18 protein-coding genes and 1 pseudogene are annotated in these 24,594 nt (G+C 62.3%); 10 read left to right on the top strand and 9 right to left on the bottom strand.

The annotated features are described in order from the left end of the window. The first annotated feature begins 50 nt into the window (after window positions 1-50). The 3 genes from paaZ (at window position 51) to paaI (ending at window position 2,846) form a co-directional block, all read left to right on the top strand. The gene (gene paaZ / locus YH3_RS14055; RefSeq protein ID WP_064443610.1) at window positions 51-2,093 is read left to right on the top strand and encodes a phenylacetic acid degradation bifunctional protein PaaZ; all 2,043 of its coding nucleotides are present in this window, start codon (window positions 51-53) and stop codon (window positions 2,091-2,093) included. A 6-nt stretch (window positions 2,094-2,099) separates the two neighbouring features. After that, entirely contained in the window at window positions 2,100-2,411 is a 312-nt protein-coding gene (locus YH3_RS14050) for an EthD family reductase (protein WP_003943191.1), read from the top strand. Between the two features lie 66 nt (window positions 2,412-2,477). Beyond that, window positions 2,478-2,846: a hydroxyphenylacetyl-CoA thioesterase PaaI gene (gene paaI / locus YH3_RS14045; protein ID WP_064444193.1), complete on the top strand. Its 369-nt coding sequence runs from the start codon at window positions 2,478-2,480 to the stop codon at window positions 2,844-2,846. An 18-nt stretch (window positions 2,847-2,864) separates the two neighbouring features. Here the strand turns inward: paaI and YH3_RS14040 are convergent. Continuing rightward, a pseudogene (locus YH3_RS14040) lies at window positions 2,865-4,656 on the bottom strand (CocE/NonD family hydrolase). An 81-nt stretch (window positions 4,657-4,737) separates the two neighbouring features. Continuing rightward, window positions 4,738-5,184, bottom strand: a complete 447-nt coding sequence (locus tag YH3_RS14035) for a cupredoxin domain-containing protein (protein ID WP_042446430.1) — start codon at window positions 5,182-5,184, stop codon at window positions 4,738-4,740. A gap of 272 nt (window positions 5,185-5,456) precedes the next feature. Between YH3_RS14035 and YH3_RS14030 the strand changes: the two genes are divergently transcribed. Further along, window positions 5,457-5,819 (top strand): hypothetical protein, encoded by a 363-nt coding sequence (locus YH3_RS14030; protein WP_042446474.1) that lies wholly within the window; start codon window positions 5,457-5,459, stop codon window positions 5,817-5,819. A 7-nt stretch (window positions 5,820-5,826) separates the two neighbouring features. Continuing rightward, on the top strand, window positions 5,827-6,966 hold the full coding sequence (locus YH3_RS14025) for a cation:proton antiporter (RefSeq protein WP_030536077.1): 1,140 nt from the start codon (window positions 5,827-5,829) through the stop codon (window positions 6,964-6,966). Here the strand turns inward: YH3_RS14025 and YH3_RS14020 are convergent. After that, a complete protein-coding gene (locus YH3_RS14020) occupies window positions 6,950-7,711 on the bottom strand; it encodes a DUF2127 domain-containing protein (RefSeq protein WP_003943067.1) in 762 nt (253 codons plus the stop codon). The two genes, YH3_RS14025 and YH3_RS14020, sit on opposite strands and share 17 nt — an antisense overlap. Window positions 7,712-7,786: 75 nt before the next feature. On the opposite strand from YH3_RS14020, the gene YH3_RS14015 reads away from it, so the two are divergent. From YH3_RS14015 to YH3_RS14005, 3 genes are all read left to right on the top strand, one after another. After that, entirely contained in the window at window positions 7,787-8,593 is an 807-nt protein-coding gene (locus tag YH3_RS14015) for an alpha/beta fold hydrolase (protein WP_064444192.1), read from the top strand. A 118-nt stretch (window positions 8,594-8,711) separates the two neighbouring features. Further along, on the top strand, window positions 8,712-10,085 hold the full coding sequence (gene gabT, locus YH3_RS14010; protein ID WP_064443609.1) for a 4-aminobutyrate--2-oxoglutarate transaminase: 1,374 nt from the start codon (window positions 8,712-8,714) through the stop codon (window positions 10,083-10,085). Next, window positions 10,082-11,518, top strand: a complete 1,437-nt coding sequence (locus tag YH3_RS14005) for an aldehyde dehydrogenase family protein (protein ID WP_064443608.1) — start codon at window positions 10,082-10,084, stop codon at window positions 11,516-11,518. The genes gabT and YH3_RS14005 overlap by 4 nt, the downstream gene beginning before the upstream one ends. Here YH3_RS14005 and YH3_RS14000 read toward each other — a convergent pair. Further along, window positions 11,494-13,026, bottom strand: a complete 1,533-nt coding sequence (locus tag YH3_RS14000) for a PucR family transcriptional regulator (RefSeq protein WP_238592616.1) — start codon at window positions 13,024-13,026, stop codon at window positions 11,494-11,496. The genes YH3_RS14005 and YH3_RS14000 overlap by 25 nt on opposite strands. Window positions 13,027-13,189: 163 nt before the next feature. On the opposite strand from YH3_RS14000, the gene YH3_RS13995 reads away from it, so the two are divergent. Together YH3_RS13995 and YH3_RS13990 are read left to right on the top strand one after the other, a co-directional pair. After that, window positions 13,190-14,629, top strand: a complete 1,440-nt coding sequence (locus tag YH3_RS13995; RefSeq protein WP_054187531.1) for an amino acid permease — start codon at window positions 13,190-13,192, stop codon at window positions 14,627-14,629. A 121-nt stretch (window positions 14,630-14,750) separates the two neighbouring features. Further along, complete coding sequence (locus YH3_RS13990) at window positions 14,751-15,875, top strand: GGDEF domain-containing protein (RefSeq protein ID WP_063836244.1); 1,125 nt, start codon at window positions 14,751-14,753, stop codon at window positions 15,873-15,875. 1 nt (window position 15,876) lies between these two features. Here the strand turns inward: YH3_RS13990 and YH3_RS13985 are convergent, their stop codons facing one another. The 5 genes from YH3_RS13985 to YH3_RS13965 form a co-directional block, all read right to left on the bottom strand. Next, entirely contained in the window at window positions 15,877-18,204 is a 2,328-nt protein-coding gene (locus tag YH3_RS13985; protein WP_007730571.1) for a bifunctional diguanylate cyclase/phosphodiesterase, read from the bottom strand. Between the two features lie 237 nt (window positions 18,205-18,441). Beyond that, window positions 18,442-20,064, bottom strand: a complete 1,623-nt coding sequence (locus YH3_RS13980; RefSeq protein WP_042446444.1) for an MFS transporter — start codon at window positions 20,062-20,064, stop codon at window positions 18,442-18,444. Between the two features lie 42 nt (window positions 20,065-20,106). Next, window positions 20,107-21,270 (bottom strand): VWA domain-containing protein, encoded by a 1,164-nt coding sequence (locus tag YH3_RS13975; RefSeq protein ID WP_047269390.1) that lies wholly within the window; start codon window positions 21,268-21,270, stop codon window positions 20,107-20,109. Continuing rightward, complete coding sequence (locus YH3_RS13970) at window positions 21,267-23,453, bottom strand: DUF5682 family protein (protein WP_064443606.1); 2,187 nt, start codon at window positions 23,451-23,453, stop codon at window positions 21,267-21,269. The genes YH3_RS13975 and YH3_RS13970 overlap by 4 nt, the downstream gene beginning before the upstream one ends. Beyond that, entirely contained in the window at window positions 23,450-24,520 is a 1,071-nt protein-coding gene (locus YH3_RS13965) for an AAA family ATPase (RefSeq protein ID WP_031330719.1), read from the bottom strand. Before YH3_RS13965 ends, YH3_RS13970 begins: the two co-directional genes overlap by 4 nt. Window positions 24,521-24,594 lie beyond the last annotated feature (74 nt).

Raw genomic sequence — 24,594 nt, 5'->3', positions numbered from 1 at the left:
TACCGGGCGATCGTAATTACCGACCGAACGTACGGTGAGATGGAGTTGTCGTGAGCAGACTGTTGGAAAGCTATGTGGCCGGTCAGTGGTACGCCGCACCGGACGCAGGTACCCCGTTGCCGAGCGCAGTGGACGGATCGGAGGTGGCCCGGATCTCCGCAACCGGCATCGACCTCGCCGAGATGGTTACGTACGCACGCGAGGTCGGCGGGCCTGCACTGTCCGCGATGACCTTCCACGAACGTGCCGGCGCGCTCAAGGCTCTCGCCCTCACGTTGATGGCAGGAAAAGCCGAGTTCTACACACTCTCCACTGCCACCGGTGCGACGACGCGAGATTCCGGGGTGGACATCGACGGCGGATTCGGGACCCTGCTGAGCTACGCGAGCAAGGCTCGGCGCGAATTGCCCGACAGCACAGTCTTTCTGGACGGAAACGTCGAGCCTCTCGGCAAGGGCGGAACCTTCCTCGGGCAACACATCTATACATCACGTCGCGGCGTCGCCGTGCAGATCAACGCCTTCAATTTCCCGGTGTGGGGGTTCCTGGAGAAGCTGGCACCGGCATTCATCGCGGGGGTGCCGTCCATCGTCAAACCTGCCAGTTCCACGGCATATCTCACCGAACTCGTCTTCCGGCGCATCATCGAGTCAGGCTTGCTCCCAGAGGGTTCCGTCCAACTGCTCTCCGGTAGTGCACGCGGCCTCCTCGATCACCTCGGCGGGCAGGACTCAGTGGCATTCACCGGATCCGCCGACACCGCGGCAACGCTGCGTGCTCACCCGAACGTCGTCGGCAAGGGCGTCCATTTCAATGCCGAAGCCGATTCACTCAACGCGTCGATCCTCGGCGAGGACGCCGTACCAGGAACGCCCGAATTCGATTTGTACGTCAAACAACTCGTCACCGAGATGACGGTCAAGGCGGGCCAGAAGTGCACGGCGATCCGGCGCGCCCTGGTCCCGCTCTCGCTGGTCGACGCCGTTGTCGATGCCGCATCCGAGCGACTGAACAAAGTGGTCGTGGGACACCCCGATGCTGATGGCGTCACTATGGGAGCTCTCGCCAGCATCGAACAGCGTGACGAGGTCTTGAAATCCATTCGCGGTCTGACGAAGTCGGCAACTATCGTATTCGGAGACCCGGACAACGTCGACGTGGTCGGTGCCGACGGCCAGTCAGGAGCCTTCCTTTCCCCAGTCCTTCTCCGGGCGGAAGAGAATGCGCACGAGGTACACGAACTGGAGGCCTTCGGACCCGTCAGCACCGTCATCGGATACGACGGCATCGATCATGCGATCGAACTCGCGGCCCGTGGCGAGGGAAGCCTCGTCGCCTCGGTGGTCACTGCCGACACCGACATCGCACGTCGACTGGTGCTGGGTCTCGCAGCTTTTCACGGCAGAGTGCTCGTGCTGAACCGCGACGACGCCAAGGAATCCACCGGCCACGGCTCTCCCCTTCCAGTCCTCGTACACGGCGGTCCCGGCCGTGCCGGCGGCGGTGAGGAGCTGGGTGGCATCCGCGGAGTTCTGCACCACATGCAGCGGACCGCCGTACAGGGCACACCCGACGCCCTCACCGCAGTCGGCGAGCGCTGGTTCACCGGATCGCAGCGCACGACCGGATCCGAACATCCATTCCGAAAGAGTCTCGCCGAGTTGAAGATCGGTGACACTGTTGTCGGCGGTCCGCGCCAGGTCACACTCGCAGACATCGATCATTTTGCAGAGTTCACCGGTGACACCTTCTACGCTCACACCGATCCGGTGGCCGCTGCGGCGAATCCACTCTTCGGCGGCATCGTCGCGCACGGCTATCTTGTTGTCTCACTCGCTGCGGGCCTGTTCGTCGACCCGGCTCCCGGCCCGGTTCTCGCGAACTTCGGCGTGGACAGCCTCAGGTTCCTGACTCCGGTCAAAGCCGAAGACAGCCTGACGGTCACCCTCACAGCCAAGACCATCACACCTCGCAGCAGCGCAGACTACGGTGAGGTTCGTTGGGACGCCGTGGTGACGAACCAGGACAACGATCCGGTCGCGACATACGACGTCCTGACTCTGGTAGCCAAGACTCGCCCCGAAGGGAATTGAAAGCACATGACCTATCGAGTAGCAGTGTGTTACGGACGCCCCACCGATCCGGAGGCTTTCGACAAGTACTACAACGAGATCCACGTCCCGCTCGCCAGCGCAGTGCCAGGGCTCTCGGACTTCACGTTCAGCAAGTGCTCGACGCTGGACGGCTCCGATCCAGTCTTCTATGCCGTCGCCAACCTCGTGTTTCCCGATCTCGAGACGATGCAGAGCGGCCTGAAGTCCCCGGAGATGGGCGCCGCTGGAAAAGATGTCGCAAACTTTGCCACCGGCACGGTCGACATGTATGTCCAGGAAGTTGTCTCGGTCCTCTAGACCCCTGCAATTTCCCGATCACACAGGAGTTGTCTCGTGAGTACAGGAAGCATCACCGCCAGAGAGATGTTCGACGCGGACCAGGCATCGCAGGCACTCGGTATCGAGATTTCCGAGCTGGCGCCCGGTAGCGCAACCGTGACCGTCACCGTGGGCGAAACCATGGTGAACGGTCACGGAATCACACACGGCGGTTATGTTTTCCTGCTCGCGGACACCGCGTTTGCGCTCGCCTGCAACGGCTACGAGGATTCAGCCGTTGCAGTGCGCGCGGACATCAGATTTCTGCGTCCGACCCGTCTGGGCGACACCTTGACCGCGGTCGCCACCGAGAAGGCTCGAGGCGGCCGAAGTGGGATCTACGACGTGACCGTTCGCAATGGCGACGCCGTCGTGGCCGAGTTCCGCGGCGACAGTCGAACCATCACCCGCTGAAATTCAGCCCACGGTGTATCAGCCCACGACGGGAAGTTCGAGGGGGCCGGAACCGTCGGCAAAGATCGTCACCGGCATACCTTGCAGTCCCCCACGGAAACTGATGTCGCCACCGGTGATCGCGAGACGCACGGAATGCCCTGGCTCGAATCGGTGCACTATCGCCGGCATCGTCACCGGCACCGGCTGCGACGGATCACTGATGCGTATGGGCGCGATGAGTCCATTGATCAGCGAGGAAGTTCCGTCCGGAGCCACGTCGTAGAGTTTCGCGAACACCACCGGCTGTCCGGGCGCCGCAACACGCAGCGTCACAGTGGGGGCTCCCACCACGTCCATAGCCTCGGTCATCGGCGCAGTGGTCCAGAGCGCCTCGGTTCCCGGAATCTGTGCATTCGGAATGTTTCCGGCCGGATTGATATTGAGTGGCTCTACGCCCGTCGGCAGCCCAGCCGGTGCGGTGACGATCGTCTTCGAACCCGGTATCACCGGCGTGCCGTCCGGTAGCAGTCCCCCGTCAGCGGACAGATGGAAGGCGCGAGCGGTCCCGACATCGACGGTGTCGGACGTCGCGTAGGCCGGTGCCGCGTTTCCCTCGTAGTCGATCCAGTTGCGGAAATACGCGAATTCCGGGCCGGTCTCGGTGTTCTCGTCCTTGAGGTAGTGATCGAACCAGTCCATGAAGCGACCGGTCTCGTACTGGGTATCCTCGTCGGGTGCGGAGAAGCTGAACTCGCCCGGCGCAGCGGCCAAGTGGCTGTGCCCCCCACGAATGCCAGATCATCTTGGCATCGACGCCACGATCCTTCAGCGCGTCGTAAGTCGCGGTTGCCTCGTTCAGATCGAACAGGGTGTCCTGTTGCCCCTGAGCAAGCAGTACCGGGATATTGATCCGGTCGACGAACGACGAGACCGATGACGCTCGTAGCTCACTCACTACTTGCGGTCCGATGTCGCCGGTCACCACTGCCTCGGCGATCGCGTTGCACATGTAAGGGACGTAGTTCGGGCAGCCGGGTAGCCGTGCGGGATCTGCGATGTAACCGTCCACACCGGGATTCGCGATGCCCGCGCCGAAGAGCAGCGATGCAAAGAGCACCTTCGCTGCTCCCGGCTCCGCAGTCGACACACCGGAGATGATTCCCGTGCTGTTGGGCGCCAGAGAATACGAGAGATCGTTCCAGGTGATCATGGGGATGATGGTGTCGATGCGGGGATCGACACTCGCGGCGGCGAATTGAATGCCGCCGCCGTAAGAGCCACCCGTCATTCCGACTCGCGGGTCGTTCGTCGACGGTGCACCGGTGTGATCGACGGAGTCCTGAACCACCGTGGTGAGCGCCGGATAGGGCTGCGTCAGAGCCTGATCCGTGAAGGCAATCCCTTCTTGGCCGCCGAGGAAGCTGACCAACTGGGAAGCGGCGACACCGTCGTATGCGGGAGAGTCGAGTGTGATCTTGCAACTCGTGCCGCCGAAACCCAATCCCGAATACGTCAGTCCGACATACCCGTTCTCGGCGAAGTTCTGCAGGGCAGGAATCTGGTCCTTGTACGAACCGCCGAACCCGTTGGTGGTCAGGATCGCGGGAGCTGGGTTGTCAGAGTCGACACCATCGGGAACAAAGAGTTCACCGACGACGGTGCACGGCGTCGAGAGTTCAGGCCCGACATCGACCGAGAAGTACAGCAGCTGTGACGAATACGAGCCGTTCGGTGAATCCGCGAGCGCCGGCGGCGAAAAGCCGAGGGCGCAAACCACGAGCGTGACGACACTGATCGCTGTTCTCCGGCGCACCTGAAAACCGTACACCCGGATCTGTTCTCCACCAGCTCAATCCGGCGCGTGCCGCCAACGTTTTCTCGCGAAAGTCACGCCAGACCGAGCCGACCTCTACTTGACCGTCAAGGTGCCGTGCATGCTCGGGTGGTAGGTGCAGTGGAACGTGTACGTTCCAGGCTCGTTCGGCACCGTGATGGTTTCCGTCTCACCCGCTTCGATGTCCTCGTTGAACAACCCCGCGGTATCGGACGTGACCGAGTGCTCGACGGTGTCGTTGTTCTGAATGGTCAGTACCTGTCCGGGCATCACCGACTCCGGCGTCGAATATTCGAAACCGCTGATCACGATTCCCATCGACGACGCTCCCGGCGTCGACATACCCAGAGGCATGCTCGGCATCGACATACTGGTCGGCATGCTGGTCATCGGCATACTGGTCATCCCCATGCCGTCGTGATCGGCCGAATCGTTGTCCGACGAATCGTTGTTGTCACTGCACGCGGTCAGTGCGAACACCGCCAGGATCAGCGCTGCGAGCACTGCGAGAATCCGCTTCATTGCTTCGCCTCCTGCTCGTTCCCCCGCAGTCTGCTGATTACCCGCCGCCTAGGGGGCCAAACAGCTCCGATGTGGTGCCTGCGGCGCTGATAGTGCACGATTTCTGCACCAGCTCCACTCGCGGACCGACACTGAAGGAAACAGCACAGATGGCCAAGAGCAAAACGTCGAAGGCAGCCCAGCCGAAGGCGTCGAAGGCAGCGCAGCCCAAGGCTCCCAAGACAGCAGAGCCGAAGGTAGCCGAGAAGGCTCCCGCCGTTCTCTGGAAGGACCTGCCGGACGAGCACGACTACCCGGCAGCCCGCGATTACCTCCAGTTGGGCGCGACGCCGGTTCAGGTCCAAGCTCTCGTGTACGCCCTCAAGACGGCGACGCTGGTCTCGAAGAAGGCCAAAGACATCCTGCGGGCTGCTGGGCTCCCTCTGCTTCCGGTCGACAACCCACACGTTGCTGCCGACCTGTTGAAGATCCGCAAGGGGATCGCGCTGTCGCCGATCCTGCTGGTGCAGGGAGACTTCCGCGCCGGAGTACCGGCGCAGATCGCCGACGGCTACCACCGTGTCTGTGCGAGCTACCACGTGGACGAGAACACCGCCATCCCCGCGAAGATCGCACCCTCGACAGTTAACTCGTAGGTCGTCGATGACCTTCGGCATCCTTGCCCTCGTCGCGCTGGCCGGCATTCTCGGCCCGCTGCTCGGCGCTCGCGTCAGCTGGCATGTCCCCGTGGTGGTCGGCGAACTTGCCGCGGGCGTCGTCTTCGGTGTCACCGGTTTCGGGCTGCTCGACTCTTCGGACCAGACTTTCACGTTCCTGGCCGATATCGGATTCGCGCTCACGATGATGGTGGCCGGCTCACACGTCCCGGTCCGCGATCCGGCAGTCCGTGCGGCAATCGGCAAGGGTGCCGTTCGCTCGGTTGTCGTCGGACTTCTGTCGGTTGTTGCCGGCTACGGTGCGGCGACGGCATTCGGCACCGGTCACGCCGCGCTGTACGCGGTCCTGATCGCGTCGTCGTCCGCGGCGTTGATTCTCCCCATCGTCGATTCGCTGGGGCTCGGTGGAACCTCGGTTCTGCAGATGACTGCCCAGGTCGCGATCGCGGACACCGTCTGCATTGTTGCGCTGCCTTTGGTGATCGATCCGGACAATGCCCCTCGTGCCGGTGTCGGCGCACTGGCTGTGGCGGCGTGTGCGGTTGCCTTGTTCTTCGTACTGCGAGCCTTCCACCGGTCCGGCCATTGGCGAAGGCTCCACAAATTCTCGGAGAAACGAAAGTTTGCACTCGAACTCCGGATCAATCTGGTGATCCTCTTTTCTCTGGCAGCGCTGGCGTCGAGCACTCACGTGTCGATCATGCTCGCGGGCTTCGCCTTCGGGCTCGTTCTTGCCGCGATCGGTGAACCCCGCCGCCTCGCCAAACAGCTCTTCGCCATCACCGACGGCTTCTTCGCTCCCCTCTTCTTCGTCTGGTTGGGAGCGGCGATCAATCTGCGCGACCTCGTCACCCATCCGTCCGCCATCTGGCTCGGATTGGTCTTGGGCGGAGCAACTCTCGTGGTTCACGCCGCGATACGCGCCCTCGGTCTCCCGCTCCCTCTCGGCGTGCTGTCCGCCGCACAACTGGGAGTACCGGTTGCCGCAGTTACGGTGGGCACTCAATTGGGGGTGATGGGCGACGGTGAACCCGCAGCCATCCTCCTCGCCGCCATGATCACGATCGGTGCAGCAACGCTGGCGGGTGCTGCCGCGTCGAAAGCTGGTCTCACGAAGCCTGCTTGACCGCGGCCCTCTCCACCGTCAGCAAGCTCTCCTCCGAATGTTCGGCGTGATACGCCGCGCCGCCGCCGCGGACACCGAAGAGTCGCTTGCTCCAGATCAGCCATACGACGGCAGCGATGTTCACCAGCAGCAACCCGGCCCTCAACCACGTGATCTTCTCGGTCAATTCGTAGATTTCGAGGGGCAGGAACAAGCTGGTCGCCACCACCGCGAAGTACTCGCCCCAGCGTTCGACCATCCATAGGCCGACTGCCTCGATCACTTGAAGGCCGGCGTAGACCAACAGCCCGACTGCGATCCAGGTGAGCGTCGTAGCGGACAACGAAAACGCCTGCTCGATGTGATGGACCAGTTTGGAATCGTCGATGTTCCAGCCCAATTGACGGGCAAGTGGCCTGATCAACGGCAATTCGTTCTCGAAGGCGTCCTCGGCGCGACCCTTCGACGATCTCAGTTCGAACACACCGATCGCCAGAAGAACCAAACCCAGAGCGCGGAACATTCTCTCGGTGGCGAGAAGTCGCATGATCAACCGGTCGCGAAGCAGCCTCCCCCGCGGAACCTCGGGGGCGGCGTCCGCCGGTCCCGATGCTCGGGGCGCTCCCGGGACGAAGTTGCCGCAACGTAGGCACCGCCACGCCTGACCCACCGCAGTATCCACATGTAGTCGATCCCGCAGCTCAGGTTCGTCCGGAGCGTAGGTCTCGTGACCGTGCCAACTGCACGAGCGCAATGCGAAGTCCACGGGTGAACTCTATGCCGCATATGCCCGGTAGCGTGGATACCCGCTGACCGTGCACTTCGAACGATGAGGATTCCGATGACAACCACCAAGATCAAAACCCGGCATGGCGTCATGGCAGTCGACGACAGTGCCACCGACGGTTTTCCGGTTGTCTTCATCCACGGGAACTCGGCCAGCCGCTCCATCTTCCGTCATCAGGTCGACGCCGACTGGGCCGGCGACTACCGCATGATCACTCTGGACCTACTCGGCCACGGCGACTCCGAGGACGCGAGCGATCCCGAAGCCGCATACACGCAGAACGGTTACGCCGACGCCATCGTCGATGTTCTGACCGAACTCGGCGTCGAAAGAGCCGTTGTCGTCGGCTGGTCGCTCGGCGGACACATCGCTCTCGAGTTGATCGCGAAATTCCCCGGGCTTACCGGAATCGTCATCACCGGTACGCCGCCGGCAAATCCCGAGACGCTCGGCGACGCCTTCAATGCCGGCGACGGATTGTCCATCGGCGGCACCGAGGTCATCACCGCGCAAGAAGCCGAACTCTACGCACGAATGACCGCCGTTCCCTTCGAGCAGGCTGCCCTCGACGCCGCGATACGCACGGACGGACGCGCTCGCAAGATCATGTTCGACGCATTCGGCGCCGGCCGCGAATCGGATCAGAAGGCTCTGGTTGCAACGGCGTCTGTGCCTCTCGCGGTGATCGACGGCGCCGAGGACCCGTTCGTGAACACGTCGTATGTCGCGTCGTTGACCTTCGCGAATCTCTGGGAGGGCACGTATCACGTAATTCCCGGTGTGGGGCATGCAGCGTTCTGGGAAGCCCCTGAGGTGTACAACCCACTGTTGCAACGATTCCTCGGCAGTTTCGCACAGTAACCTGCTGGACAACCTGCTGGACGCGGCGTCCTATGAGATAGAAGCCACTCGACAATCCGGCCATGTCCGGATCATTCATCGCCGTCCTACAGTTCGGAAAACGACTGGAGGCACTGCGATGACCATTCTCGAGCACGGCACGGAAACGTGCATCGGTGGACCGACCCTTCCCCAGATACGACGCCTCGTCACCGAAGTGCCCGGCCCCAACTCGCGCGCTTTGGCAAAGCGCCGGAGCGCCGCACTGCCGGCCGGGCTGACCAGCGGATCCAGCATTTACGTTGCCGCAGCGGGCGGAGGAGTTGTCGTCGACGTCGACGACAACTCGTTCATCGACTTCGGCAGCGGCATCGCCGTGACCACCGTCGGAAACAGTGCGCCGCGCGTGGTCGAACGCACCACGCGCCAGCTCGGTCAGTTCACCCATACGTGTTTCCTCGCAAACCCCTACGAGGGGTACCTCGAGGTCTGCGAAGCGCTCAACCGCCTGACCCCGGGAGATCACGAGAAGCGAACAGCGCTGTTCAACACCGGCAGCGAGGCGCTCGAGAACGCCGTGAAATACGCACGTGCCGCCACCGGTCGCCCGGCAGTTGTCGTCTTCGACCACGCATTCCACGGTCGCACGTTGATGACCATGACGATGACAGCCAAGAACCAGCCGTACAAGGCCACATTCGGCCCGTTCGCACCAGAGGTCTACCGGGTTCCGATGGCATACCCCTACCGTTGGCCGAGCGGCCCCGAAAACGCGGCCGACGAAGCATTCGCCCAGTTCCGTCTTGCGATCGACACTCAGATCGGCGCCGAATCGGTAGCCGCTGTGGTCGTGGAACCGATTCAGGGTGAGGGCGGTTTCATCGTTCCCGCTCCGGGATTCCTGAAGCGAATCTCGGAATTCTGCCGTGAGCGCGGCATTCTCGTCGTCGCGGACGAGGTCCAGACCGGTATCGCACGAACCGGAGCCTGGTTCGCCAGCGAGAGTGAGGACTTCGTCCCCGACATCATCACAACCGCAAAAGGTCTCGCCGGCGGAATGCCACTCGCCGCCGTGACCGGCCGTGCCGACGTCATGGACGCCGCGCATCCCGGTGGTATCGGCGGTACGTACAGCGGCAATCCCGTTGCCTGCGAGGCCGCCCTGGCAGTTTTCGAGACGATCGAGATGGAAGGGCTCCTCGACCGCGCCAAGGACATCGGCGACATTCTGACCACAGGTTTGTCCGAAATCGCTTCGGACACAGACATAATCGGCGACATTCGTGGACGCGGCGCCATGATTGCAATCGAACTCGTCCACGACGAGGACAAGGCTCCGAATCGCGAGGCCGTCGCCCAGATCGTCAGCTACGCCCACACGCACGGTCTCCTTCTGCTCACCGCCGGCACCTATGGAAACGTCGTCCGTTTCCTCCCGCCGCTGAGCATCTCCGACGAGTTGCTGACCGAAGGACTCGGTATTCTTCGCGACGCTGTGGCCGCAGTCCGATGAGCGTCGCAGTGCGCAGCTTGATCGGCGGAGCTTGGGTCACGGGCAGCGACGGCACACTGACGGACACCAACCCGGCCCGTCCCGACGAGGTTGTCGCCACCGGAGGCCGCGCCGGTGCCTCCGAAATGGCGACCGGTGTTCGCGTCGCCCGCATCGCCGCGAACGACTGGGCCCGCCTGCCGATGTCCGCACGCGGCGCATACCTCACTCGCGCAGCGGAAATCATCGAATCCAACGCTGAGGCCTGGGGCGAAGAACTCACCCGCGAAGAAGGGAAAACGCTGGCCGAGGGTATCGGAGAGGTGCGCCGCGCAGCGCAGATTCTGCGTTACCACGGCAACGCCGCCGACCGCGAGACCGGAACGGTGTATTCCTCCCCACGTAGCAGCGAGCAGATTCTCGTCACTCGCAAACCTCTCGGCGTGGTAGGCGTCGTCACGCCGTTCAACTTCCCGATCGCGATCCCGGCATGGAAGATTGCGCCTGCCTTGGTGTACGGAAACACCGTCGTCTGGAAACCGGCTGCCGCGGTGCCCCTTCTGGCCTTCCGTCTCGCGCAGGCACTGACCGAAGCGGGCCTACCCGACGGAGTCCTGAACATGATCCTCGCCGACAGCGCGGCCGGTGAAGCGCTGGTCGATCACCCGGACCTCGACGCCGTCACCTTCACCGGTTCCACCGGCGTCGGCCGAAAGATCGCGGGATCTGCTGCGGCGCGCGGAGTTCCGGTACAGGCGGAAATGGGTGGAAAGAACGCAGCCGTCGTACTTGCCGACGCAGATCTCGAGCTTGCGGTCGAGCAGGTGATGCTGGGCGCATTTCGGTCAACCGGCCAGAAATGCACGGCCACTTCACGTCTGGTGCTCCATGAATCCATCGCCGAGGAATTCCTGGCCAGGCTGACCGTTGAAGTCAAGCAACTGAGAGTCGGAGATCCACTCGATCCCGACGTCACGACAGGTCCCGTGGTCAGCGCATACGCGCAGCAGTCGATCATCGAGGGGATCAATCGAGCCGTCGACGGCGGCGCCAGGGTTGTGGCCACCGCCGAAGCGCCGCAGTCGGGCTACTACGTCCAACCGACAGTGCTGGAACTACCGTCGAGCACCGAACTGTGGTTCGAGGAACTCTTCGGCCCGGTACTGGCGGTGCAGCGGGCAGCAACAACCGCAGACGCATTCCGCTTGGCGAACGAGGGCGAATTCGGTTTGTCCGCAGCATTGTTCACGCAAGACCTGACCAGTGCACTGGCCGGTATCGACGATCTGGACGTGGGGATCCTGCACGTGAATTCGGAATCGGCGGGCGCTGATCCCCACGTACCTTTCGGTGGCGCGAAGAGGAGTGGATACGGACCCAAGGAACAAGGCGACGCGGCGCGAGAGTTCTTCACTCACACCACCACCGTCTATCTCAGGGGCGGCCGAGCGTGATCTGAATTCGATTCCGCCTGCAGCAGTTCACGAGCTTTGAGTGCGATCCACAACTCGGACCGGGTGTGGGCGGAATCGAGATCTCTCCCGATCAACTCGGCAGCCTTGTCCATGCGGTTACGCAGCGTGTGCCGGTGAACACCCAATTGCGCTGCAGCGGATTCCCATTGACCATTGTGGTGCAGGAACGCTTCGATCGAGTCCACCAGACGGGAACCGTTCTCGGCGTCGTAGCCTTCCAGCACACCGAGACCGCTGGCCGCGATCGACTGCAGAACATCGCTCGACTGCACACTCAACAAGAGACTGAAAGTCCCGAGTTCCGAGAACGGAACGAGTGTGTGTCCTTCGACCTGCCCCACTTTGGCAGCAGAGACGGCCTCGCGCAGACTGGCCGCAACACCGCTCATCGGCCGGACGCCACCGATTCCACCGTTGATACTCCGGCGTGAATTCTCCCGTACTCTCGCATACACACTGCGCGTGACCTTCTCCGCAACTTCACTTTTCACGACGAACCACACACCGGTTCCGTCAGTCAGCGGGGCCAACAGGTACGGCACCGACTCTTCTTCCAGGGCCGCTGAAGTGATGTCGGTGGCCGCAAGCAAAGGTCCGACATCGGTCAAGGCAGTTGCCACCACCGTGGTTTCGGATTCGAATCCGAAGTACCGCAACAGACTTTCGTCGACGTCACCGCCGGCCTGGCGCACCATCGTCGTAACGGCCAACCTCAGCCGCTGTTCGGCATCGACAACCCGCAACGGCTTGGCAAGCTCGATGGTCAACAGCGACACCGTGTGGCCCACCAACAATCGCTCGGACTGATCCAAGGCGGCCTCGGACGCCACGGCCAGCGTGCCGCTCACAGCAAGGCGGTGAATGGCCAGGTGGCCGTCGTCGTCCACCACGATCCGGCTGCGCTCCTTACCTGATCGCTCCCTGATGCGTTCGGGCAGAGACGAACTCGCACCTTCCGTCAGAGCCAGCACCGCGCCGTCCCGATCGAGAACACAGACTGCTGCGTGAACGGCTCGACCCAGGGCAGTGATCAGAGTCGGCACCCCGTCGAGCAGGGCACGCGCCAACTTCTCCTGCGCGTCGACCACTGCCTGCACCGTTCGTATCTGGTCGGCGGTCAGTTCGTCGATCACGGCCCGCGAAATGGCGATGAACGGCGTCTCCTTGGCGACGGAAAGCACGGCAAAACCCAGTTCGTCGCCGGCCCTGATGATCGCGTCCGGCACCCTCTCGTGCACGGTGCCGGTGTCGAACGCCAGTGCCACCGCACCGGTCTGCGCGATGCGCTCGACGTACTCGTATTGCTTTGTCGCCGAACGCGGTAGATGCAGCCCCGTCGTCATGACAAGCTCTCCACCGGCGAGCCAACGGGTCGGATCCTGCAATTCGATTGCGTGCGCCCAGCTGATCGACAGATCCACGTCGTCGTGACCGGCAACGATCGTGAGGCCGAGCGAGGTGGTGGCAGCCAGGCGCCGGACAGTCATCGGCATTACCGGAACCTCCGAAGGCAGTGAATAGAAAGGCAGTGGACAGAACTGACAGTTTCCAGTTCAGATTTGTACATCAAGTCCATGTTCTGGATCACACGATGAGCTTAGCGTCTCTCCGAAAGAACTGATCGCGTCATGCAATAGGAGCTGAGCCCAGATGCCCGACAGCAGCACCGAAACAGCCGAAGCCGCCAGCGTTCATTCGACACTCAAAACAGGCTTGAAGAAGCGTCACCTGACCATGCTTTCCATGGGCGGCGTCATCGGCGCCGGTTTCTTCGTCGGGCTGAGCGGAATCATCAACCAGGCGGGCCCCGGCGCAGTCATCACGTGCGCGATCTGCGGCATCATCGTGTTCCTGGTGATGCGCATGCTCGGCGAAATGGCCGTGGCCAAGCCGTGTACGGGATCGTTCACCGAATACGCGCGCATGGCGTTGGGCGACTGGGCGGGTTTCACCACTGGCTGGCTCTACTGGTATTTCTGGGTGATCGTCGTCGGCATCGAATCCGTCGTCGGAGCAACCTTGCTCTCCCGGTGGATCCATGGTGTCCCGCTCTGGCTCATGTCAGCGGTACTCCTGTTGGTGATGACCGGGGTCAATCTTCTCTCCGTCAGCAACTTCGGCGAGGCTGAATACTGGTTTGCGGGTATCAAGGTCGCCGTCATCATCGGCTTCATCGTGCTCGGCAGTCTGTTCGTCTTCGGCATCTGGCCCGGCAGTGAAGTCGATTTCAGCAATCTGACCGGCCACGGAGGATTTCTGCCGAACGGCTTCACCCCCGTACTGGTGGGCGTTGTCGCCGTGATCTTCTCCATGACCGGAGCCGAGCTGGTCACGATCGCCGCAGCGGAATCCGCCGAACCCGCCGGAGCGATCAGGCGGGCCACGAACACGGTCGTCTTCCGCATTCTCGCCTTCTTCGTTGTCGCCACCTTCCTCCTCGTGACGATGCTGCCGTGGGATTCGTTCGTCGTCGGCGATTCTCCGTTCATCTCCGCACTCGACCTGCTCGGAATTCCCGGCGCCGCCGACATTCTCAATCTCGTGGTTCTGGTCGCGGTGCTGTCCTGCCTCAATTCCGGCCTGTACACGGCGTCACGGATGCTCTTCGCACTCTCCGTCTACAACGACGCGCCGGCCTGGATGACACGGACCAACAGCCGCGGCGTGCCGGTGAAGGGCGTACTCGCCTGCACCGTGGCCGGGTACTTCTGTATCGCGGCCGGCTACATCTGGCCGGATACGATTTTCTTGTTCCTCGTGAATTCGTCGGGCGCGATCTGCTTGTTCGTTTACATCCTGATCTGTGTATCCGAACTACGCCTCCGACGCCGATGGGAACGCGAAAGCCCCGAGATTCTGAAATTCCGTGTCTGGTTGTATCCCGGCCTGCCGATAGTGGTCACTGGTCTGATTCTCGTGATCCTGGTGGGAATGGGGCTCAACGAACCCACGCGCGCGGAATTCGTCCAAAGCCTGGTCGCGCTGGGGGTCATCCTCGCCGCTTACGGCGTGAGAAAGTCTCGTACGCGAAAAGTCGTATCGTTCGCGACCGGCTCGAACAACGCACACAGCAGTTCGAAGAAGGCTTGAAACAAGCATCGAGTAAGCACTCGACTCGATAATTGAACCTCTTCCCCGAAAAGAGTCGATCCGATGGAAGCTGTCGAACATAGATTTTCTCTTTACCTAAATTCAAGGCAAAATGGACAGCATGCCGAGCCCTGTCATCGCCTCCGAGGGGCACAGTTCTTGGCGAACACTTCACGAATGGTTCAACGAACCACACGACTACGAGTGGATAAAGCACCAGAGATCCGGCCGGGCAATCATTCCGATCTTCCGAACCTTGCTCGGAATGATGACGATCATCTTCGGACTGTCCGCTTTCTACAAATTGATCGGTCCGGATACGCCGCCGACCACACCCGGCAAAGCTCTTTCGATTTTCATGATCTGTACGTGTGTGGGAATCGCCGCATGCTGGTTCACACAACCGTTTCCCGGACGCCGGGGGTTGCTTGCATTCGGAATATTCGCAGATCTCGGGATCGCGGCTGCCGTCCTCCTGGTGCCGGATCGCTCGTCCGGGACGTTCGGTTGCATCGTCTTTGCGGTCACCGGAACCTTTGCGACGCTTTTTGTCAGCGCAAAGTGGCTTGTCGCTCATGTCGTTTGGTCGACGACCGTCACGACTACCGTTTTCGTTCTTGCATATATGGAAGGCGACGTCGATATCACGACGCTTCTGGCCCGCGGCACCGTTCTTTTCGGAGCTGTCACACTCGTTCCCATTTTTGCGCACCTGACTTGGCGCACTCTCTACCGCGATGCCCAGTATTCGGACCGGGATCCCCTCACTGGACTGTTCAACCGTCGGGGACTGGAAGGGGCAGTCGGCGATCTCTTCGAGAGCGCCCGAGACGATTCTTCATCTCTCGCCTTCATCGTCGTCGATATCGACAAATTCAAAACGGTGAATGATCTTCACGGTCATGCCGAAGGCGATCATGTCATCAGGAGAACCGCGAACCGATTGAGCACACATCTCGGCGAACGCGGAGTCATCGCTCGAACCGGCGGGGAAGAATACCTGGCCGTCATCGCCGGCGATCCCGAATCGACAACCCTGTTGATCGAAGGGATAAACGCGGCGCTGTCGGATTGTTCCGACGCGATCCCCACAACGGTGAGCGTCGGAGCGGTGATGATGACCGCCGAATCGAAGGCGTGGAGCGGCGGTGCTTCCGCAATCCTGGCGGCGACAAATGTCGCGGATTCGATGATGTATCAAGCGAAGGCGGCAGGCGGTAATACGATCCGCTCGGCTCAGATCTGATTCACAGCCACGTAAGTGGGTGGACGCTGCGCCCGGTTTCCGTGTCCGTCGCGGCAAGATACACATCGACGCGCTCAGCGGTCAGAGCCTTGCTGATGTGGTAACCCTGGACCAGGTCACACCCGACCCACTGGACGCGGCGGAACTGCTCGATGGTCTCCACGCCCTCGGCCAACGATTTCATACCGAGGGCCGCGGCCAATTCGACGATGGACTTCACCACGGACATCTTCGGATCGTCCGAGTCGGTGACCAGCATTCGATCGATCTTGAGAACGTCGATTGGAAGTCTCTGGAGCGTGGCGAAGGACGAATAGCCGGTGCCGAAATCGTCGAGTGCGACGGTAACCCCGAGCTCACGCAGCTTGTAGAGATCCCGGATCGCGCGATCGTCCACAACACCTGTCTCGGTGATTTCGAGCTGCAGCAGTTGCGGAGGCAAGCCCGAATCCGTCAGCGCTTTCTTCACCATCGCACCGAACTCTCGCGACACCAACTGCACTGGTGAAACGTTGACCGAGACGCCAATTCCGGTCGGCCACCCCGCAGCAGCGGCGGTCGCCATCGCCATTGCCTGCGCGCCGAGGGGAATGATCATTCCGGTTTCCTCCGCCACCGAGATGAACTGGCTGGGCCCGATGAGGCCGCGGCTGGGATGGTTCCACCGAAGAAGAGCCTCGAAGGCCACCACTTCACCGGTCTGAGTGTCGACCTGAGGCTGGTAGTGGAGATCGAACTGCCCTTCCTCGATCCCTCTGTCCAGCTCGTGCAACGCCGTTGCCCGCGCCGATGCCCTCGCCCGCAGCAGCGGTGAGAACTTGCCCACTCGATTGCGTCCCGTCGACTTCGCCTCGTACAGAGCCAGATCTGCCAGCATCACCAATCCGTCGGCGTCCGTCGAATCCTCGGGCGCGCTCGAGTAACCGATCGTGGCCCGCACTTCGATCCGATTGCCTTCGACGAAGAATGGTTCGTGCAGCACTTCCAGGTACCGATCGAAGATCACACCGGGATCGTCGCGCGAAGACGTACAGACGATCAGCCCGAATTCGTCACCGCCCATCCGCGAGCACATGTCCGAACCGATCACGTCGCGAAGGCGTTTCGTGACTTCGAGAAGTAATTGGTCCCCGATCGGATGGCCAAGGGTGTCGTTCACCGATTTGAAGTTGTCGAGGTCGAGAATCCCGACGAGAACCTGCTTCTCCGGCACGCGGGAATCGATCGCTTCCTCGAGCGCCACTCCGAACGCACGACGGTTCGGTAACCCGGTCAACGAGTCGGTGGCCGCAAGGCGAAGGATCTCCTGCTCGTGGACATACCTCTCCGTGATGTCGGAACCGACACCGCGCCAACCCAGAATCACGCCGGATTCGAGGACCCGTGGATTGCCGGAAAGAGACCACCAGCGTCGCCTACCGTCGACATGCACCGGCACGACAGTGTCCCGGAAGGGAGCACTCGATTCGAGTTTGTCGATCATCTGGGCCGCGGCCGCACGCCCCTCCGGACTCGATGCGATCTGGAGTCTGGTGAGGAGCTGTCCGAAGGTGAGTTGCTGCAACTCGTCCACCGTCATACCTGCGACCTCGGCGAGACGTGCCGAGGTGTGGGAGAACCGGCCGTTGGTGTCGCACTCCCACAGCCAGTCGCGGGAACCGCCCTCGAAACCGTCGAGCAACAACGCCACAGTCTGACGCTCGGATTCCGCCTGAAACTCTGCGAGACAACGTCTCTGGAAAGAGGCCGACAGATAGACCGCCCCTACGGTGAGCGCAAACATGTAGATGCACAACTGAATCGCAAGTATGCGAAAGTGGGGTTCGGCGTGGACGACGAGAACAGTGAAGACGCCGAGGCCGTGAATGTAGATCCAGGTCAGGCTCACCGATCTCAGACTCGAGAACGTCACGGTCCCGGCGCCCATGATCCCGGCCATCGTCGCGATCAGAACCAAGTCGCGGAAGACGTCCATGTCGTGAAAGAGCAGAGCGAAAAGTGTGACGTCGAGGGTCGCGACCACGATCACTTCGACGAGCAGACCCACGTAGTCGTAGCGCGGGGTGTGCTTCGACGGCCGCCAGCGAAGGGGAATCCATACTCGGATCGAATTCGCGAGGACGAGAAAGATGAGGGCGCCACCCAACCACCTGAGCGTCTGACGTCCGGGCGGGACGGTGTAGGTCAGAATCACGACCAAACTCGCCATGTACGCAAGATTGGCGAACGGCGCGACGGCTGCAGCTTCGTCTATCTGACGGCGAAACAGGCTGTTGCAGTCGGCCTCCGAAGCAGGATCTTGCCTGCCCAATCGACTCGGACGGCTCATCAGCGAGGCATCCCGACATCTGCGCAGGCGCCATCAGCGGGCGTCGAATCCGCTCGCCTGGCCATCCGAACCTCCCCTGGCTCCCCACCGAACCCTTATCCGGTGAAACGTCAGTGTTTCAGACTCGCTGCTTGTTTCCTTCACAACGGTAGCCATCTGACGAATCGATTGTGCGCAGATCACTATATCCAGAGGTCGTTCCGTCGATCGTCCAGGTCGATCCGCGATTGCTGATTCTTAGCTCGAACCACGTTTGTCGCCGACCGCGACGCGGGGGATTCGAGCGGTCGGGAACAACGCGGCGATTGCGAGCAGCGCTGCCACGGCAAAAGCGACACGCAACGCGTCCAGCCTGGCTTCTTCGTTCACGTCCACGATCGCATCCGCCGTGGACTCGGCGACGCCGGCGTCATCGAGAGCGGATCGGAGTTGCGTCGTCGACAGGAACGGCACGCCCGAGGCCATGTCGGTGCTCGCTTGCTGCTGCACCGATGTCGGAACCGCCGGATTGTCTTCGATTCCGGCGATCGCCGACGTCGTGAGAGTGGCAATGAGAACCGATCCGATCAGGGCAGTTCCCAAGGAAGCGCCGAGGTTGGTGGCGGTGTTCTGCAACCCGCCGACCTCGGTGCTGCGCTCGTCCGGGACCGAGGACACCGTGACGGCTCCGAGCTGCGAAGACAGGCACCCCAAGCCGAAACCCATGAACAGCATGGGAATCATCACGATCGCCGCATTGGCGCCGGGGTCCATGCCTGCAACGAGCATCAGAATGCCGACGACCATGACCAACAATCCGACTCGGACCACGCGTCGCGGGTTCGCGGTAGGCCGTAGCTTCGGAATACCGATCGCCGCCACGACGAGCGCCGCCGACAACGGCAGGATGCGAACTCCCGTCTCCAGGGCACTGAGCTCCAGAACTACGGACAAGAACAACGGGACCGCGAAGAACACGCCCGCCTGGACCAGAAACTGCGCGAAGAACATGGAAAGTCCGCCACTGAGCTCGCGGTTTCGCAGCATCGCCGGATCAAGCAACGGCTCCTTCCCCGCAGCGGCCAGGCGTCCCTCCCAGCGCAGGAATCCGTACACGACCAGGAGCCCGGCGATCAGCAGCCACACCACCGGGGAAAGCCCGACCAGCTGCGGTCCGTCGGGTTTGGCCTGCACCCAACCCCACTCGCTCGAGCGCAGTACGCCGAAGACGATCATGCCCAGCCCGACCACGGACAAGATCGATCCGACGTAGTCGAGGCGCGACTTCGACGGTGGGACGTCGACCACCTTGCTGAGCACCAGCAAGATCAGGACAACGATCACGACTTCGCCGACGAACACGTAACGCCATGACGCAAATGTCGTCGCGGCGCCGCCGATCAGCGGCCCGACCGCCACGGCCATCGCGCCGGCGGCAGCGACCAGACCGTAGGCAGCCGGGCGCTTCTGCGCCGGAAAGTTGGTGGCGACGAGCGCGACGATCGCGGGCATGATGAGTGCCGCACCGACGCCTTCGAGGAACGACCATCCGATCAGCAGGACCGCAAGATTGGGAGCGAGCGCCGTTGTCAGAGAACCTGCGCCGTAGATGATCAAGCCGAGCGCGAAGGCCCGGCGACGACCCATCATCGACCCCAGCTTGCTGCCCGTGATCATCAGCGTCGCCATGACCAGGGTGTACAGCGTGATCGCGGTTTGAATGCCGGTGATGCTCGTGCCGACGTCCTCGGCGACGGTTGCCATCGAAACGTTCATGACCGAACTGTCCAAGGTCATCAGGAATTGGCTCGATGCCAACACCGTGAGAACCAGTCCTGAACCCGCCTGCGTCGTCGAACCAGCAACCTGTCCGTCACCCATCGTGCGGGTGTACCCGGTGTTCAGGTTCTCGAAGCAGACCGGTCAGTGCTGTTCGAGGCTGAGCTGATCCGCCCAAGCCGACACGTCCCCGCGTTCCAGAGCCACCGCCAGCAGTTCCGGAAACTTGTCCGGCGTGCACGCAAACGCGGGAATCCCGAGGGCACTCAGCGACGCTGCATTGTCGTGATCGAACGACGGTGCCCCGTCGTCCGAGAGTGCCAGTAGAACCACGACTTGAACGCCGGAGTTCTTCATGGCGGCCATGCGGCGCAACATCTCGTTGCGAATACCGCCCTCGTAGAGGTCCGAGATCAGAACGAACATCGACTCGGCAGGACGCGAGATCAGTGACTGGCTGTACGCGATTGCGCGGTTGATGTCCGTGCCCCCACCAAGTTGGGTCCCGAAAAGGACGTCGACTGGGTCGGACAGTTTGTCCGTCAGGTCGACGACGGCAGTGTCGAAAACCACGAGCGAAGTCTTCAGCGCCTGCATCGACGCCAACACCGCGCCGAACACGGATGCGTAGACGACGCTGGACGCCATCGAACCCGATTGGTCGATCGCCAGGACTACGTCGCGCTGCACGGATTTCGACTTGCGGCCGTATCCGACGAGCCGCTCGGGGACGACGGTTCGATACTCCGGAAGGTAGTGCGACAGATTTGCTCGGATGGTTCGGTCCCAGTCGATGTCACGCAACTTCGGATTCGACGTTCTGGCCGAACGATTGAGTGCCCCGGTCACCGCGGCCTTCGTTTTCTGCGCGATTCGCTCTTCGACTTCCCGAACCACCTTGCCGACGACCATTCGAGCAGTTGCCTTGCTGGCCTCCGGCATGACCTGGTTGAGGCTCAGCAGCGTCCCGACCAGATGCACATCGGGCTCGACGGCATCGAGCAGTTCCGGTTCGAGCAGCAACTGCGCCAAACCCAGTCGGTCGATCGCGTCCTTCTGCATCACCTGCACCACCGTGCTGGGAAAGTACGTCCGGATATCGCCGAGCCATCTGGCGACGGACGGAGCCGACGCCCCCAATCCGGCTGAGCGGCGTCGCCCCTTGGTCGGGCCGGACGAATCGTAGAGTGCGGCAAGAGCTGCATCCATTCGACGCTCGCCCGGCTGGCCCAGCCCACCCGTCGATTCTTCGGCGGATTCCCCGAGCATCAGTCTCCAGCGTCGAAGGCGCTGATCGTCGTCGCTCATGCGCCCACCCCCAAGATGTCCGCAACGACCGCCATTGCCGCTCTGCCGCGTCGAGCATCGGTCTCCACTGTCGTTTCGACGCGTCGTCCACCTCTGACCGCCTGACCGATCGCTCGACGCTCCCCCGCCTCGAACGCTCCGAACGTACGTCGAAGCAGTGGAAGCGTGTCGATGAAGTCCTGCTCACGAAGTTGGCGAACCCACGTGTCGATCAGCGTGAGCAACGCTCGATCGTGAACGAGCACAAGCCCTCCTCCACCGAGAAACCCGTCGACCCACCCGGCTTTGCCGGTCGGCGTGCTTCCCACGGACAGGGCCCGAGACAAGCGCTGGGCTGCAGCGGTTTCCGTGATCGAACCGCTGTCGCGCAGTAGCCGCACCAACCGTCCGACGAGTAATCCGTTGACGTCGTCACGGTCGATCACGCCGGCCATGGCCTGCAGCCACCGTGCGCTCGCATCGCGATCGTCACGAACCATGACTGCCGAGTGAACCTTGTCGAGGTGTTCGCGAAACTCCTCGGCACTGGGATCGTCCAGGCCCGTGACGGCGACTGCGAGGCCGGTGCAAATGCGGATCAACAGGCTGTCGGCGACGTCGACCAAGGCAGACACGTCGGTTCCGCGCACATCGCCGTACCGCAGCGTTCGCGTCAGCGTGGGCAGCGCCGCCATCAGGTGCGACACGTCATGATCCAGTGCCGCAACCGTTTTCACACTTTCCAGCACAGCGGACAACGCTGCCGGCAGGTTCGCCAGGAGCGAGTTCTCCAGTAGTCCGATCAGTGACGCGAGGGAGATGTCCGGCTCGTTGATCTTCGAGACGACACGTGATGTTGCCGCTGCAGCCACCGTCGTGCCCCACAGCGACGCCTCGATCACCGAGACCGAGAATTCGGGCTTCCATTGCAGCGCCCAAGTCTCCCGGAACGTTCCGGTGGAACGGACCTCACTGTCGGCCGGGGTTCCCCAATCGATCTCGAGGATCCCCAGTCGGTGCAGGAACTGGGAACGCTCGACGTCGATATCGCGTCGCAGGTCCAGATCGAGAGTCTTTGCTCCCGCTTGTTGTCTGAGCCGCAAGGTCTTCGAGCGTGCGCGCAGGTCTGCTTCGAGTGGGACTGTCGGCGTTTCCTCGGGCACCGCGCCCAGCGCTTCGCCCACAACCAATCTTCGCGTGATCAGATCCAGAAGAACGTCGTTCCCGTCGCACATCACCGACCTCGTTGCCTCGGTGACCTCCGACAATCCCGCCAAGGGTCGAGAACGCAGTGCCGCCAACGTATCTGCCAACCGGACAGCTTCGATGACGTGAGCACTCGAGATCGGAAGGTCCTCGTCCCTGAGCACCCGCGCAACTTTGGTGAGCCACCGCGTGATCGTCTTGTCGTTCGCGGTGAACAGGTGGTGATACCAGCCCGGCGAGGTGATTCCGGCGCCGTAACCCGATGCCGATGCCAGACGTGAGTGAGTCCAGGGAACCCATGTCAGCGAGGTCTTGACCTTGGACATTCCTTTGAGGATGCGAGCATCGGGTGCCGCCGGCCCCAAGGCTCCGACCAACGCCGGCGCGTGCCAGGCTCCGCAGACGACCGCTACCCGCTCAGCGCCATCTTTCAACGTCTTTCGCAGCACCTGACGCATATACGCTTCGCGATGCGCTGTCTCCTCGTCGATCGGCACTGTCTCACGCAGCGCCTCCATCGCCTCGGTGATCGCATCGAAAGAATCTGCGCCCGAGCTAGATTCGATCACCGAATCCCACCAGCGTTCGGTATCGTCGAAACCCGCGGCCGCGGCCAGTTCCGACAGAGGATCGCCCTCGCGGACAGTACGAATCCCCTGATCCGCCAACACGTTGAAGGCGGGCAGATCGCAGAACCGTGGCTGCACACCGTTCTTCGCAGCCCACTGCAGCGCTTGCCATTCGGGTGAGAACACCGCAAACGGCCAGAATGCCGCCTTCGACGGTTCGCCAGTGGCGTACGCGAGCAACGCAATCGGTGGTTCCATCGATTCCGACGCCGCCAGCATCACCAACGGGTCTGCGTCCGAAGGCCCTTCGATCAGGACGACGTCAGGCGAGAACTCTTCCAGGCCCTGCCGAACCGAACGAGCAGATCCCGGGCCGTGGTGACGGATACCGAAGACCCGGACACGCAGGTCCGGAATCACGATGGTCACCCGGTGACCTCGCGGCACGCCCGGTAGAAGTCGGACCACTCGCCGCGTTCACGCACTACTGCCTCGAGGTACTCGTTCCACACCACCTTGTCTGCGACCGGATCCTTGATCACCGAGCCCAGGATTCCGGCAGCGACGTCGGATGCCCGCAGTACGCCGTCCCCGAAATGCGCAGACAACGCCAAACCGTTGGTGACCACCGAGATCGCCTCCGCCGTCGACAGAGTTCCGGACGGGGACTTCAACTTGGTGCGGCCGTCGGTGGTCGTGCCTGATCGCAGTTCCCGGAACACGGTGACGACCCGGCGAATTTCCTCGGCTGCTGCGGGGGTTGTCGGCAATTCCAGTGCTGCGCCCAGCTGTTCGACTCGACGTGCCACGATGGCCACCTCGTCTTCCTCGCTGGCCGGCAAAGGGAGGACTACGGTATTGAACCGTCGACGCAGTGCGGACGACAGGTCGTTGACACCGCGATCGCGATCGTTGGCGGTAGCGATCAGGTTGAAGCCCTTGGCTGCCTGCACCTCGATGCCCAGCTCCGGCACCGGCAACGTCTTCTCGGAGAGAATGGTGATGAGGGCGTCCTGCACGTCGGCCGGAATACGCGTCAACTCTTCGACGCGGGCGATCTTCCCGGTTTCCATCGCCGTCATCACGGGAGAAGGCACCAGCGCACCGGCGGTCGGCCCCTCGGAGAGAAGACGTGCGTAGTTCCAGCCGTAGCGGATAGCTTCCTCGGGCGTACCCGACGTGCCTTGAACCAGGAGCGTCGACGCACCCGAGATTGCGGCCGAAAGGTGTTCGGAGACCCAGGTCTTGGCCGTACCGGGAACCCCCAACAGCAGTAGCGCCCGGTCGGTGGCAAGAGTTGCGACGGCCACTTCCATCAACCGCCGTGGACCGACGTACTTCGGCGAAATGACGGTTCCGTCGTCGAGAGTGCCACCCAACAGATACGTCACCACGGCCCAGGGCGACAAGTTCCACGACGGTGGACGCGGACGGGTGTCCTGCGCGGCCAGTGCTTCGAGTTCGAGCGCGTACTCCTGCTCTGCGTGGGGCCGCATCAGCTTTGCCGGTTGTGCGAGCTTTGCCGGTTGCGCGAGCTTTTCCGGTTCCGTGGTGGGCACGGTTACGCTGT

Origin of the sequence: Rhodococcus sp. YH3-3 (assembly GCF_001653035.1) — a bacterium.
GTDB lineage: Bacteria > Actinomycetota > Actinomycetes > Mycobacteriales > Mycobacteriaceae > Rhodococcus_F > Rhodococcus_F qingshengii.
The sequence above is the reverse complement of the archived record's forward strand: the minus strand, read 5'-3'. Positions and strand labels throughout refer to the sequence as shown.